Below are 13,962 nucleotides of genomic sequence, written 5' to 3'. Positions count from 1 at the left end.
TGAAAAAATGAATAAGGAAGTAAAAATGAAGAAAAAAGTACACGTCATTCATCATACACACTGGGATTTAGAATGGTATTTTACTCATAATGAATCTTTCGTCCAGTTGGCTTATCATTTGGATGAAGTAATGAGCGCTTTGGAGAATAATGAAATTTCTTATTATCTCCTCGATGGGCAAATGAGCATTTTGGATGACTACCTCCAAAGTTTCCCTGAACAAAAAACACGACTCAAAAAGCTGGTTCAAGCTGGAAAACTCTGGATTGGTCCATGGTATACTCAAACAGATGAACTCATCATAAGTGGCGAGTCAATAGTGAGAAATTTGACTCTGGGAATGGAATTAGCAGAAGAACTGGGTGGTTATATGAATATCGGTTACCTGCCAGACTCTTTCGGTCAGAGCAAAGATATGCCTAAGATATATCAAGGGTTAGGAATTGATCGTACAGTCTTTTGGCGTGGATTGCCGCAGGAAAAAACAAGGGACCGCGAATTTTATTGGCAAGCTGAAGATGGTTCAAAAGTTTTAGCCGCAAATATTAAGGATGGTTATTTTGTCGGCGTTGGACTTATTCATAGTGACCAAACCCAAGAACTTATGACACAGATTGACGACGGTGCTGTGGGGCAACATCTTGTCTTACCTGTAGGAGGAGACCAGCGTTATGTAGACTTTAACCTGCGTGAGCGGATTAATTTTTACAACCAGAAACTGAGTGACTATGAGTTAAAAGAAAGCAACTATGAGGAGCTGTTCTCCGAACTCGAAAAAGAGGAACTGACCACAATTGAAGGGGAATTTATCTCCAGCTCAGTCTCGAAAATCCATCGCTCGATTTATTCTTCACGTTACGACCATAAGTATTTGAATGATAAGCTGGAAAGACGAATGATTTATCAGGTAGAACCGCTCGTTCTCATGGCTGAAAAACTTGGTATTGCTAACAAGCAGGGCTTAATTGACAGAATCTGGAAACTACTGGCAAAAAATCAAGCTCACGACAGTGCGGGCGGCTGTAATAGCGATAAAACCAATCGAATTATTCGTGAACGCTTTATCGAGGCAGACCAACTTTCTTATTCCATAGTCGACTACTTGACCAGAAAAATCAGTGAGTCACAGAAAAAAGTTTGTGACCATCAAGTCAGCATTTTTAATACCCTACCTTGGGAAGTAACTAAAACGGTAAAAATTAATGTCTCTACTGAGTTTGAAGATATCCAACTGAAAAATACAGCAGGGGAAGCGCTCAGTTTTGATGTTTTGGCAAGAAATAAAGAATATTCTGGTGAAATCAGACGCGAAGAAGCCGCTCAAGATCCGTATAAATATTATTATATTCATGAACTGGCTGTAGAAGTTACGGTTCCTGCGCTTAGTTTTGTGAATTACTTCGTTGAAGAAAGTCAACAGTCAAGCATGGTCATCAGCGAAGACAAGCAAGATTATATTGAAAATGATTACTACAAGCTGAGCTATAAAAAAGGACAGCTTCATTTATTTGATAAGAAAATGCAGCAAAGTTATGACAACATCTTATCTTTTGAAGATGGCGGTGATGAAGGTGATACTTACGATTACTCGCCAGCTCATGCAGATCGTGTCTTTGATTTGACACTTACGGGAAGTAAGCGAAAAGCTTTTTGTGGGGAACATTATCAAGAGCTGATTTTGACTGGTACTTGGGACCTTCCCAAGGATTTGAAAGAACGGGCAGAAGGCATTTGCCAACAAACACAAGACTACGAATTAAAAATTACCTTAAAAAAAGGGAGCAAGCATCTCGAATGCCATTTGACGATAGATAATCAAGCGCTGGACCATCGTATGCGTGCAATCATCAATCTTCCTTTTGCTCATCAATATTCTTACACAGATACGCCTTTTGGTACAGTGAAGCGTGAAGCAGAAGATCCGCATTTGAAAGATTGGCAAGATATCGGCTGGCGTGAAGAACCAACGGCTATTTATCCTATGTTAAAATGGGTTAATGTTCACGATGATAAAAACAGTTGGACGGTTTTTGCCAAAGGAATCAAAGAATATCAATTAATCGGGGAAAATCACCGTCAGTTAGCTTTAACTCTCTTTCGAAGTGTCGGATTTTTAGGACGGCCTGATTTGCTCAGAAGGCCAGGTGTAGCTTCTGGTAATGCTTTTAAGTACATCCCAACACCTGATAGCCAATTGCTGGAAAAATTAACATTCAAATTTGCCATAAGTTTAGAACAGGATTATAACCCAGCACGGCTTGCTCAAAGTTACCTTGATTATGCTTTATCCCTGCCTTTCTATCAAATTCAGAGTCTAAATCTTTTTACAACGACTTTAAAATATTTTGTGTCAAATACCTTGAAAGAAAAAATTTGCAGTCCCCAGAATATCAGCTTGAAAGCGCCTGACCTTGTCTTTAGTTCACTCCGTAAGAATAAGCTTTACGGCGGTTGGGATTTACGGGTGTATAATCCAAGTACCCAAGCGGTTCAGGGTGAGAATTTTATTCTGTCAGAGCAGGAGCTTCGCTATGAGTTTGTGGACCTGAAGGGAATCGCGCTGACCGAACGACAAAAAAATAGTAAAATTAATCTGGGAGATTTTAGAGCAGGACAGATTAAAACTGTTCATTTCATAGATTGAGGAAAAATCATGAAGGAAGATATTTTCATATTAATTGAATCGCACCGTTTGGAATTAACCTATGTCGAGGAAATCATAGCCAACTATTTTATCAGTAAAAAGGCACCGCTGAATATAGATAAATTGGCACAAACACTAGCTGTATCAAAGGCATCGATTACCCGCTTTTGTAAAAAGATAGGCTTGGATAATTACAAGGAACTCATGTTTTTATACAATCTTTCCTTGGATAAAAAAGAAGAGCCGTCGATTTCATCAGCAGTGACAGCTATTTATCACGCCTTAGCCACACGAAGTGACAATGCTTATTCTGAGGTGGAAGTGGACAAGCTGTGCGCTTTAATAAAAGATCATAACATCATTCATTTTTTTGGAAAGGGCTTTAACAGTTATACAGGAGCTGACTTTTCATTCAAATTTTCACGTTTTGGCAAGTATGTCCGTGTCATTTCAGAAGAAAAGTCAATCTTAATGTCAGCAGAATTTGCCCGTGAGGGTGAAATGATACTCGTGGCATCCTTGAGAGGAATAGACAGCAACCTTCTTGAAGCGATGACCATAACAAAGGAAAAAAATATTCCGATAGCACTGATTACTTCCAATCCTAATTCTGATTTGATTAAACAAGCAGATATTACACTAATTTCAGCGGGCTTAACACATGAAGAATCTATCGGTAATATCTCACCACAAATTCCGATTTTGATTCAATTAGACATACTTTACGAACGTTATCTTCACCTGTTTTCTGATTCTGTAAAGAAATGGATGAAATCTGAAGAAATTTTACATAAAAATAAAAAATAAGAAGGTTAAAATATGAAAAAATTCCCTGAAGGATTTTTGTGGGGCTCAGCTTTATCCGGCCCACAAACTGAAGGTTATTCTCTAAAAGAGGGTAAATCTGCTTCTACATGGGATTACTGGTTTAAAGAAAACCCTGAAAGATTTAATGAAAACCAAGGACCGGAAACAACTTCTAATCTTTACGAAGATTACGCAGAGGATTGCCAACGGATGAAAGCTATCGGGCTTAATTCGATTCGTACCTCTATCCAATGGACACGACTACTTCCTGACGGTAAAACGCTCAACCCTCAGGCGGTTGATTTTTATAGAGATTATTTTACAAAGATGAAAGAAAATGGTGTCAAGCCAATAATTAACCTTTATCATTTTGATATTCCCATGTGGTTGATGGATAAGGGAGGTTGGGAAACACGAGAGTCTGTTGAGGCTTTTCGTTTTTATGCCCAAAAAGCTTTTGAATGCTTTGGTGATTTAGTCCATGATTGGACGACTTTCAATGAACCAATGGTTCATGTGGAGTGTGGTTATTTACAAGGCTTTCATTATCCTGCAATTGTAGATATCAAAAAAGCTGTTCAAGTGGCTTATCATACCTTAATGGCACACGTAAAAGCTGTTCAAACCTTTAGAAAACTTATGCCGCAAGGATCCATCGGTATTATTCTGAATGTATCTCCGAGCTATGCGCGCAGTCAGTCAGCAGCAGACTTAAAAGCTAAAAAAGCCGCTGATTTAGTCAATATAAAAAGCTTTCTTGATCCTGCGGTGCTTGGAAAACACAACAGCGATTTGGTTGAACTTCTCAAAAATAACCAACTCTTACCTGAAACATTGCCAGAAGATGAAAAAGATGTAGCAGCGAATACGGTAGACTTTATCGGTTTAAATTATTACCAACCGAGTCGCGTTCAAGCACCTGAGAAAGCGAGCTTCCCCGCCAAAACCTTAGATGATTTTTACCAACCTTATGATTGGCCTGAAAAGAAAATTAATCCTTATCGTGGCTGGGAGATTTACCCGCAAGCCATTTATGATGTAGCGATGATGATGAAAAAGGACTATCATAATCTTCCTTGGTTTGTCAGTGAAAATGGCATGGGTGTAGCTGATGAGGAGCGGTTTATGGATGATTCAGGCATGATCCAAGATGATTATCGCATTGAGTTTATGAAGGAGCATCTCAGTTACCTTCATCAAGCGATTGAAGAAGGAAGTAATTGCTTTGGTTACCATACTTGGACCTTTATTGATTGTTGGTCTTGGTTGAATGGCTATCGCAACCGCTATGGTTTTTATCGGGTTGATTTGGAAGAGGATTATAAACGTACCGTGAAAAAGAGCGGACTTTGGTATAAGAAATTAAGTGAGCGAAATGGATATGAAGAATAATGGACAGAATCTTGCCGTTTTTGATATTGGCGGAACAGCAGTAAAGTACGGTCTATGGGATGGAGAAAAAATCCTGAATAATGCTTCTTTTAAAACACCTCAAAGCTTCGAAATGCTTACTGCGAAAATGGGCAGTATCATCAAAGATTATCCACAGCTTAAGGGCATAGCGATATCGTCTCCAGGCGCTGTCAATACAGCGAAAAGAAGGATTGAAGGAATCAGCGCCGTACCCTATCTGCACAATCGTCCTATATTTGATGAAATTGAACAATGCTTTGACTTGCCGGTGGCTATCGAAAATGATGCCAATTGTGCAGGGATTTGTGAAATTGATTATGGTGCAGGAAAAGAAGCCCAGAATGCTGTTTTTTTGGTCATAGGTACAGGAGTAGGTGGAGCTATCTTCATTAACCGCAAGCTTTATAAAGGTGCGCATCTTTTTGCGGGCGAGTTCGGTTTGATGAAAAACACGAAGCATAAAACTTTTAGCGAAACCGGACCTTTGGTTAAAGCTGCGGAAACTTATTCCAAAGAGACAGGCCAGAAAATTTCAGGTAAGGAACTGTACGACTTAATGGATCAAAAAAATCTCCAAGCTACTTTACTTATCGAAAATATGCTGGAGATTATTTCTGATTATTTATATAATATCCAAGTTTCGCTTGATCCAGATACAATTATCATTGGTGGGGGAATGTCAGCGCGGAAAGATTTGCCAGAAATCCTCCAGAAAAAATTAGCAGAACGTCTTCAGAGGTACGATATAGTCCATATCTTGCCAAGAGTAGAACGTTGTCGATACATGAACCATGCAAATCTGATTGGGGCGGCTTTAAATTTTTACACTGTTTTCCCAAAAGCTCAGAGATGATTTGACAAAAAAACCAGCACTCTATATACTTAAAAGAAAAGGCTTTGTAGAGGTAAAGAATATGGCAAGCACTGATCGTGTAAAACAGATGAAATTTGAAACCGTTTATCCACTGTACTTGGAGAAAGTAGAGAAAAAAGGACGCACAAAAGAAGAACTGGATGAGATTTTGACTTGGTTGACAGGATACACGAATCCCAGCCAGCTCGCGGGAAGCTTGGGGCAATTGATTGAAAATCAAGCCTTTAATGACAATGCGCCTCTTATCACTGGGGTGATTTGCGGTGTTCGTGTAGAAGAAATTGAAGACAACTTCATGAAGAAGCTACGCTACATGGATAAGGTAGTGGATGAACTCGCCAAAGGAAAAAGCTTGGAAAAAATAAAAAGACTATAAACGGAGACAAACTATCGTTCATTCATTTTATATGATTTTGTAAATGTCACTCTTGCATTTGGTGAAGGAATTTGTTATCATAGAGGAACATTAATGAATATGAGTTCCCAAAGGGGAGTAGCGTCGGCGGAAGCCGAAACAAAGTCGTCATTTCGTGAGCCTTTTCTCACCGGCTTTGTTGACATGGATACGGCATGTTTAGCAAGACCTTTGCCAGATTTGGCAGGGGTCTTTTTGATACGCAGCTCTTAGCTGATACAGGATGATAGTTCTCACAGGAATTGCCGGCGCGTTTTATTAGCCAAAAATTATCATTTTTTGACTTTTAACTTCACAAAATGTACCTCTTATTTCCTCTGAAGAAGCTAATACTGTTGTCTGACTGACCCTCATATTCAAATATTGTAAAAAGGAGTTAGAATGGAATTCTACAACAAAGAAACTGACCTTGTCCTTGAAGAGGTGCAAGCTTCAGCTGAAGGGCTGACGGAGCAGCAAGTCAAAGAAAGACAAGCACGTGATGGTTTTAATGAACTTAAGAGCAAAGACAAGGTTCCCACTTGGAAAGTCTTCCTTGATACCTTTAAAGACCCGATGGTCATCGTCTTATTGATTGTAACGATTGTCCAGCTCGCCTTAGGAGAGGTGGTTGAAGCCATTATCATCCTAGGTGTAGTACTGATTAGTTCGATTGTGACGGTCATTCAGACGAAAAAGGCGGAAAGTTCACTGGACGCCTTGAAGCAAATCTCTGCTCCAAATGCTAAAGTTTTACGTTCTGGAGAGAAAATTACTATTCCTGCACGTGAATTAGTTGTTGGAGACCTTGTTCTACTTGAAGCAGGAGACTTTGTGCCTGCAGATGGGCGTATCTTGACCTGTAAGAGTTTGCGTGTTGAAGAAGGAATGCTTACAGGGGAGTCTGAAGCTGTTGAGAAAACAGATGAAGCCCTTGAGGGAGAACTTCCTTTAGGTGACCGTAAGAACATGCTTTACAGTGGCGCACTCACGGTATATGGTCGTGGTGAATTTGTCGTTACAGGTACAGGAAGCCAGACAGAAATCGGTAAGATTGCGACCCTGCTTGAAACTGCTGAAGATAAGCAAACTCCCTTGCAGCAGAAATTGGAGAAATTCAGTAAGCAATTGGGTATTGCTATCTTAATTCTTTCAGTAGCTATCTTTGGGATACAAGCTGCCCGCATCTTCTTTGCTGGTGACGGTGCAAATATTGAGGTGAAGATGCTAGATGCCTTTATGTTTGCGGTTGCAGTTGCGGTTGCCGCAATTCCAGAAGCACTTTCATCTATTGTGACGATTGTCCTTTCAGTTGGCACGAACAAGATGGCCAAGCAACATGCCATTATTCGTAAGCTACCAGCTGTTGAAACTTTAGGTTCAACAAGTGTTATCTGTACGGATAAAACGGGAACATTGACACAAAACAAGATGACCGTTGTTGACTACTTTTTGCCGAGCGGCAAAGAAGAAAGTTTTCCAGCTCAGCCTGATTCTTGGAGAAATGACGAAGCACTTCTCGTACAAGCGGCTGTACTTTGTAACGATTCAAATATAAATGAAGAGGGTCAAGAGTTGGGCGACCCAACCGAGGTGGCGCTTATTGCCTTTAGTAATAAAGTCGGGAAGCCTTATCAGGAACTGCGTGACGCTTACCCACGTTTGGCAGAACTTCCATTTGATTCGGATCGTAAACTCATGTCCACGATCAATCTTATTGATGATGAAAAAATCATGTTGACAAAGGGGGGGCCAGACGTTATGTTTGCCCGTTGCAGCAAGGTGCTTATCAATGGTCAGGTTCAAGAATTTACGGATGAACTCAAAGCGAATTTCCAAAAAGAAAACGAAGCTTTTAGTAACAAAGCCCTCCGCGTATTGGCTTATGCCTACAAACCTTTGGGACAGGATAAAGAAGTTTTAGATCTGGAAGATGAGAACGACCTTATCTTGATTGGTTTAACAGCCATGATTGACCCACCACGTGAAGCTGTATATGCTTCGATAGCTGAAGCGAAAAAAGCCGGCATCCGTACTGTCATGATTACAGGTGACCACAAAACAACAGCACGTGCCATTGGGCAAGAGATAGGACTCTTTGGTGAGAACGATATTGCGGTGACCGGTCAAGAGTTAGATGCTATGTCAGAGCAGGAGCTGGATGATAAACTGGCGAAAATTTCGGTCTATGCGCGAGTATCACCAGAAAATAAAATACGTATCGTACGTGCTTGGCAGAAAAAGTCTCATGTTACAGCTATGACAGGTGATGGTGTTAATGATGCGCCAGCCTTAAAACAAGCCAATATCGGTATTGCTATGGGGTCAGGTACTGACGTTGCTAAGGATGCATCTGCAATGATTCTGACAGACGACAACTTTGTATCGATTGTTAATGCAGTCGCTGTTGGTCGTACAGTTTATGACAATATCAAAAAATCTATCGGTTATCTTTTCTCTGGTAACTTGGGAGCAATTATCACGATTGTCTTTGCCCTCGTCATGAACTGGGCAAGTCCATTTACTGCTCTACAATTGCTCTTTATCAACTTGGTCAATGACTCAGTGCCAGCTATAGCTTTGGGAATGGAAAAAGCAGAACCAAATGTGATGAATAAAAAACCGCGTCCTTCTGATGAGGGAATCTTTGAAGGTGGTTTGATGGCCAGTGTCGCTGTTCGTGGAACTCTGATTGGTATTGCAGCGATTATTTCACAATATATTGGGATGCAGGTTTCAGATGAGTTAGGTGTTGCAATGGCCTTTACGACACTAATCTTGGCACGTAGCTTACAAACATTTACAGCGCGTTCAAACTCTCAAACTATCCTGTCTCTGGGACTCTTCTCAAACAAATACGTTTTGGGAGCAGTGGTCTTCTGTTTAGGACTTTATAGCCTGACCACTTTACCTTTCACACGTGAATTCTTTAGCATTCCTGCAAACTTTGACATGCACTACTGGTTGTTGGCGGCAGGTCTTGCTCTGGCAGCTCTGCTCATGATGGAAATCATTAAAGCCCTGCGCGTTTTCATCAGTCAGAAAAAAGCTAAAGTAAGTGTTAATAAATTAGGATAAAAGCATGTCTCCTCTTTTGTTTAAACAGTGAGTATGAGGAACTTTTAAGAGAGGGAGAACCTCCCAGCTATGGACTTTGTCATCTGTAGCTGAGAGGTTTTTTCATCCCCTGAAACTTCATTGAAGCCTTTGGCTTACTTGACTAAAAAATTTGTAAAAATCGATGAGGCTCTTGGATCATAAGTTATGAGTTGAGAAACTAAGGGAGAGCAGAAGCTGGCTTCCTATCTTTTCAAAACAATTGAAGTAAAAAAATACTGCAGAACTCGCCCCCAAAATATCACATATTCCAAAAGTCTCTTTTTGAGATAATTTATGAAATGTGGTAAAATGAGAAAGCTCAGGGCTCTATTTTGAGAAGAAAATAGAGTGAGAGAAAGTAAGTTTTCAGAAAAAAGCAAGAGAGACAGACTGCAAGAGAGGGCAAAAGATTACCCAAGAGAAGTGCAGGTGTTTTAGGAAGAAATAGGAAAAATAAAAAATGAGCTTATTTTTAGATACAGCTAAAATCGAAGTCAGAGCGGGTAAGGGCGGTGATGGTGCAGTTGCTTTCCGTCGTGAAAAATACGTACCAGATGGAGGCCCTGCTGGTGGCGATGGCGGTCGCGGTGGTGACATCATCTTCCGTGTTGATGAAGGTTTGTCAACACTGATGGATTTTAAATACAATCGTATTTTTCGTGCAAAATCTGGGGAAAAAGGGATGAACAAGGGGATGCACGGTCGCGGTGCAGAAGATTTGGTTGTCAAAGTACCGCAGGGCACGACAGTGAAAGATAATGAAACAGGTCAAGTCATTGTTGACTTGGTTGAACAGGGGCAGGAATTTGTCGTGGCAAAAGGTGGTCGCGGAGGGCGAGGAAATATCCGCTTTGCTACACCGCGCAATCCTGCACCGGAAGTTGCCGAAAATGGTGAACCCGGTGAGCAAAAATGGCTCATGCTTGAATTACGTGTCCTTGCTGATGTGGGCTTAGTAGGTTTCCCATCAGTTGGTAAGTCAACGCTCTTAAGTGTTGTCTCAAATGCACGACCAAAGATTGGCGCCTACCACTTCACGACAATTACACCAAATATTGGCATGGTTCAGGTTGGTTACGGGGACAGCTTCGTCATGGCCGATATGCCTGGATTGATTGAGGGAGCACACTCAGGTGCAGGTCTGGGGATTCAGTTTCTTCGTCATATTGAACGTACACGTGTCCTTCTGCATGTCTTAGATATGTCAGGTCTTGAAGGGCGTGATCCTTATGAGGACTATGTCACCATTAACAAGGAGTTGGAAAGTTACAATCTTCGTCTACTTGAACGTCCGCAACTGATTGTGGCGAATAAAATGGACATGCCAGAGGCGCCGGAAATTCTTGCGGACTTTAAGAAGAAATTAGCGGAGAATCTACCCGAAGGTCAGGAAATGCCCCAGATTTTTGAGGTGTCTGGCCTAACCAAAACAGGTTTGCAAGCTCTTTTAGCCCGTACAAGTGAACTTTTAGCCGAGACCCCTGAATTTTTGCTTTACGAAGATGAAGACTTCCTCGGTGAAGAAGCATATTATGGTTTTGAAGAAGAAGAACAACCTTTCCGCATCTCACGGGATGATGATGCCGCTTGGCGTCTATCTGGTGCCAAACTTGAAAAACTGTTCAAGATGACCAACTTTGATCGTGACGAGTCGGTTATGAAGTTCGCACGGCAGCTTCGATCGATGGGAGTGGATGAGGAACTCCGTGCTGCTGGTGCGCGTGATGGTGATCTGGTTCGTATCGAGAAATTTGAGTTTGAATTTGTAGATTAAAAGTTTGGGAGGTTGATGTGGGCTTCAAGATTATTTCTGACCGTGATGAAAACGGTGAGTTTATCGCTTCCGCAGAGTTTTGGACAGATGAACGGATTGATGCTTTGATTAAGAAATATAATCCTTCAGGAAAACTCCGTCTCTCCAAAGCTGCACAAGAAGCAGACAAAAAAGAAGACGAATAAAATGAGTAAAAAGAGTGCCTAGTGAAGCACTCTTTTTTTTGTAGATTATTTTAGAAAATAAAGTGCACGATAGAGCAAGACAATTTTTATACTCATCTTCCGACTCCTTCTTTAGGAAAAGAGAACTTGTATTTCTAGAAACTTTATGTGATTGAACTTCACTGATATTTAGGGTAACATTCCAAGTAGAAGTAAATATTTTCAGCTGAAAGAACTAAAGGAGGTTATCTTTTGAGAAAAAACAAAATATTTTCTATCGTACTCATCGCTTTTACTTTTGGTATTTTAGGAGCTTTGACAGCTTCAACGACAGTAAAAGCAGGAGTTTTGGATATTGATACAAGTCAGTATGAGCCTACTGGAAATCCAAATGTAAGCTATCCACAAATCAGTATACGGACCAATCGGACACCGGAACGCACGAATATAACTGATATTGTCAGGCTTGCAGATGAAGCAGCAGCAAAGTATCCGGTTGGAGACAGTGCACATCGTTCAAAGGCTGTAACAAAGATGCTTATTTCTTACTTTGGGAGCGGTAGTCTAGGGCATACTTGGATTGTTGTTTTCCATAGTAATAAACCTGGTGATTACACTTCTTATGGTTTTCACGAGGTCTTTGGATGGGTGAAAAATGGAAGCTCATACTTTACAGATGACAGTGCGGGAAGAAAGTTTGCGGTTGAAAAGACCTTGCCGCTTGGAGATGACAAAACAAGCTGTGAAAATATCGAAAAGACGATTATGCCACAGCTCTCAGAGGAAAGTGTTGCTATCGCTCGGATGATGGGAGTATATGTTTTTTGGCCAAGTAGGGGCGCTTACTCTCCTCTTGGCAACTGCGCATGGGCTGCGGGGAACTTGTGGAATGCAGTAACAGGCGATAACTTAAAATTTGAGCAAGAGTTTGACGGAGCGGCTCATGCAAGTGACTGGGGCATGCCATTTTTAAATGGTGTAACGAAGATTGCCGATCCTGGAATGGCAGCTGAAGGTATGGTCAAATAGCAAAGTAGTAGAAGAAAAATAAGAATGGATATGCCCTATGATTTTAAAGAAAACAGGAGCAGTTTTAACTGGCGGTCTTTTGGTGCTTGGCATTGCTTTGCCATTAGGCAATGTTGACTCAAAGAATGTGGCTGCCAAAGATGTAAACTGTCCTAGAAATAGTGAATGTCTAAACAAACAAACAAACAAACAGTCTCAATGGAGAACTTAGTCCTAAAATTGATGAAAAACTTGAAAAACTGGCCATTGCACATTCTTACAGTATGTTTGCAACTGGACAAGCGACAGGTGGTACCATCGGTGCTGCAGAGTCAAAACCAATAAATGCGAGTGATCATCCCACGCTTTCCATGAACAGTGATATGAGGCTCAAAGAGGGCGAAGCTCTTGCAGCGCATTCTTCTCATTTTACTAACGATACAAATAACGTGCAAAACATTGACACCCCTTCTTTCAGTTTCGAGACGTCTGATTCGATTACAACAACAACGATTCATTCTGTCAATACAGGGATGTCTGCACAAGAGCATTTCCTATTTCCAAGTATTGGAGGAATAGGGGTTGCTAATGTAAAGTTTAATGTAGAGTATACGTACACAACGGGATATGAAAAAACAAAGTCTAAAACGATTATTTGGAAGGTTCCTTCCTCATCGATTCGCCTTGAACCACATACAAAAGTTCGAGTAGATTGGTTTCTTAGAACCACAGAAGCTTCTGGTACGATTAAGCTTCAGGATAAGGTCAAGGCACAGATTCCATACAAAACTGATTTAGAGACAGGTACAATCTCAACACATGGGCTTGGTAAGGTCATTGCATCGGAAGACTTGCTAAGTAATAGATATTGGAACATGTTCATGAAAGAAAGCAGAAGTAACTGGCAGCAAGTCAACAATAACACTGCGCTTTACAACATGGGGGTAGGGAGCTACCACGCCAAGTATGGGACGGAACTTTATTTCGTGATAAAAGAGATTGAGGATGATGGTACAAGCGGACCTGTAATTTACGAAGCACCTGTAAAGGCTGAAGCTACATAGTTGTGAAAGAAAAGAGCTGTCAGAATTTGTGCAGAGGAGGTATTTGACTTGAATTTGCTTTTTTATCTTGTTAAGCTAAGTGGAAGAGGAAACAAGAAGGAGAAGCAGATGACGGTAAAACTTTTTATTGCACAGACATTAGACGGCTACATCGCAGACAAGCAGGATAATCTTGATTGGTTGATGACAGTTCAAGGGAAAGGAGATAATGGCATATCTGCCTTTCTTTCCTCTATTGATATTATTCTTATGGGAAGTCGGACCTATCAGTGGCTTTTGGATCAAAAGTTGGAGACTTGGCCTTATGAAGGCAAAATGACCTATGTTTTCTCTAAAAAGAACTGGGAGGACAAAGGCAATATTAAATTTGTTCATCCGTCACAACTTACAGACTTCGTTCAGGGGCTTCAGGGAGAAATTTGGTTGATTGGTGGTGGCCAACTCATCAAAACTTTTTTGGAAGCTGACTTGATTGATGAATATAGGATAACGACTGCTCCGGTTCTTCTTGGTGAAGGAATTCCACTTTTCCCCCAAGGCGATTATGCAGCAGACTTAGAATTCCAAGGAAGTACAATCTATGGACAGTTTGTAGAACTGGCTTATAAGCGAAAAAAGAATAGAGAATAAAGAAAACTCAGTAAACTCTGATATGAGAAGCTGAGTTTTTTTGTGCAACAAGTAATGTGCCAACCCTATTTTTCTCATCAAACACTCATTT

Annotated in this window: 12 protein-coding genes; all 12 read left to right on the top strand. The window is 40.8% G+C overall.

Annotated features, from left to right (window positions below; all coding sequences use genetic code 11):
- Positions 1 to 25: 25 nt before the first annotated feature.
- Entirely contained in the window at positions 26 to 2,644 is a 2,619-nt protein-coding gene (locus tag B4H39_RS05075; protein WP_251423000.1) for a glycoside hydrolase family 38 C-terminal domain-containing protein, read from the top strand.
- A 9-nt stretch (positions 2,645 to 2,653) separates the two neighbouring features.
- Positions 2,654 to 3,451 carry a MurR/RpiR family transcriptional regulator gene (locus B4H39_RS05070; protein ID WP_202231052.1) on the top strand — a complete coding sequence of 266 codons (798 nt, stop codon included), beginning with the start codon at positions 2,654 to 2,656 and terminating at the stop codon, positions 3,449 to 3,451.
- Between the two features lie 12 nt (positions 3,452 to 3,463).
- Positions 3,464 to 4,843: a glycoside hydrolase family 1 protein gene (locus B4H39_RS05065; RefSeq protein ID WP_251423003.1), complete on the top strand. Its 1,380-nt coding sequence runs from the start codon at positions 3,464 to 3,466 to the stop codon at positions 4,841 to 4,843.
- Positions 4,827 to 5,717 carry an ROK family protein gene (locus B4H39_RS05060; protein ID WP_271328249.1) on the top strand — a complete coding sequence of 297 codons (891 nt, stop codon included), beginning with the start codon at positions 4,827 to 4,829 and terminating at the stop codon, positions 5,715 to 5,717. The genes B4H39_RS05065 and B4H39_RS05060 overlap by 17 nt, the downstream gene beginning before the upstream one ends.
- 61 nt (positions 5,718 to 5,778) lie before the next feature.
- Entirely contained in the window at positions 5,779 to 6,114 is a 336-nt protein-coding gene (locus tag B4H39_RS05055; protein WP_251423011.1) for a DUF2200 domain-containing protein, read from the top strand.
- A 420-nt stretch (positions 6,115 to 6,534) separates the two neighbouring features.
- Positions 6,535 to 9,210, top strand: coding sequence for a cation-translocating P-type ATPase (locus B4H39_RS05050; RefSeq protein WP_202231048.1), 2,676 nt, complete (start codon positions 6,535 to 6,537; stop codon positions 9,208 to 9,210).
- Positions 9,211 to 9,691: 481 nt separating this feature from the next.
- A complete protein-coding gene (gene obgE, locus B4H39_RS05045) occupies positions 9,692 to 11,005 on the top strand; it encodes a GTPase ObgE (protein WP_251423014.1) in 1,314 nt (437 codons plus the stop codon).
- Positions 11,006 to 11,022: 17 nt separating this feature from the next.
- Complete coding sequence (locus tag B4H39_RS05040) at positions 11,023 to 11,190, top strand: hypothetical protein (protein ID WP_202231046.1); 168 nt, start codon at positions 11,023 to 11,025, stop codon at positions 11,188 to 11,190.
- 231 nt (positions 11,191 to 11,421) lie between these two features.
- Positions 11,422 to 12,198, top strand: a complete 777-nt coding sequence (locus B4H39_RS05035; protein WP_251423017.1) for a hypothetical protein — start codon at positions 11,422 to 11,424, stop codon at positions 12,196 to 12,198.
- A gap of 37 nt (positions 12,199 to 12,235) precedes the next feature.
- The gene (locus B4H39_RS05030) at positions 12,236 to 12,409 is read left to right on the top strand and encodes a hypothetical protein (protein ID WP_251423020.1); all 174 of its coding nucleotides are present in this window, start codon (positions 12,236 to 12,238) and stop codon (positions 12,407 to 12,409) included.
- Between the two features lie 52 nt (positions 12,410 to 12,461).
- A complete protein-coding gene (locus tag B4H39_RS05025; RefSeq protein WP_251423024.1) occupies positions 12,462 to 13,241 on the top strand; it encodes an ETX/MTX2 family pore-forming toxin in 780 nt (259 codons plus the stop codon).
- A gap of 108 nt (positions 13,242 to 13,349) precedes the next feature.
- Positions 13,350 to 13,871, top strand: coding sequence for a dihydrofolate reductase family protein (locus B4H39_RS05020; protein WP_251423028.1), 522 nt, complete (start codon positions 13,350 to 13,352; stop codon positions 13,869 to 13,871).
- The last annotated feature ends 91 nt before the right edge of the window (positions 13,872 to 13,962 follow it).

The sequence above is a fragment of the Lactococcus sp. UBA7128 genome (assembly GCF_002492185.1).
In the GTDB taxonomy this organism is placed as follows: Bacteria; Bacillota; Bacilli; order Lactobacillales; family Streptococcaceae; genus Lactococcus; species Lactococcus muris.
Note: the sequence above shows the minus strand (reverse complement) of the source record. Positions and strands in the feature narration are given on the sequence as shown.

Bases quoted from the DNA above. Each gene is read 5' to 3' on its own strand.
- B4H39_RS05075 (WP_251423000.1), top strand. From the start codon at position 26: ATGAAGAAAAAAGTACACGTCATTCATCATACACACTGGGATTTAGAA.
- B4H39_RS05070 (WP_202231052.1), top strand. From the start codon at position 2,654: ATGAAGGAAGATATTTTCATATTAATTGAATCGCACCGTTTGGAATTA.
- B4H39_RS05065 (WP_251423003.1), top strand. From the start codon at position 3,464: ATGAAAAAATTCCCTGAAGGATTTTTGTGGGGCTCAGCTTTATCCGGC.
- B4H39_RS05060 (WP_271328249.1), top strand. From the start codon at position 4,827: ATGGATATGAAGAATAATGGACAGAATCTTGCCGTTTTTGATATTGGC.
- B4H39_RS05055 (WP_251423011.1), top strand. From the start codon at position 5,779: ATGGCAAGCACTGATCGTGTAAAACAGATGAAATTTGAAACCGTTTAT.
- B4H39_RS05050 (WP_202231048.1), top strand. From the start codon at position 6,535: ATGGAATTCTACAACAAAGAAACTGACCTTGTCCTTGAAGAGGTGCAA.
- obgE (WP_251423014.1), top strand. From the start codon at position 9,692: ATGAGCTTATTTTTAGATACAGCTAAAATCGAAGTCAGAGCGGGTAAG.
- B4H39_RS05030 (WP_251423020.1), top strand. From the start codon at position 12,236: ATGATTTTAAAGAAAACAGGAGCAGTTTTAACTGGCGGTCTTTTGGTG.
- B4H39_RS05025 (WP_251423024.1), top strand. From the start codon at position 12,462: ATGTTTGCAACTGGACAAGCGACAGGTGGTACCATCGGTGCTGCAGAG.
- B4H39_RS05020 (WP_251423028.1), top strand. From the start codon at position 13,350: ATGACGGTAAAACTTTTTATTGCACAGACATTAGACGGCTACATCGCA.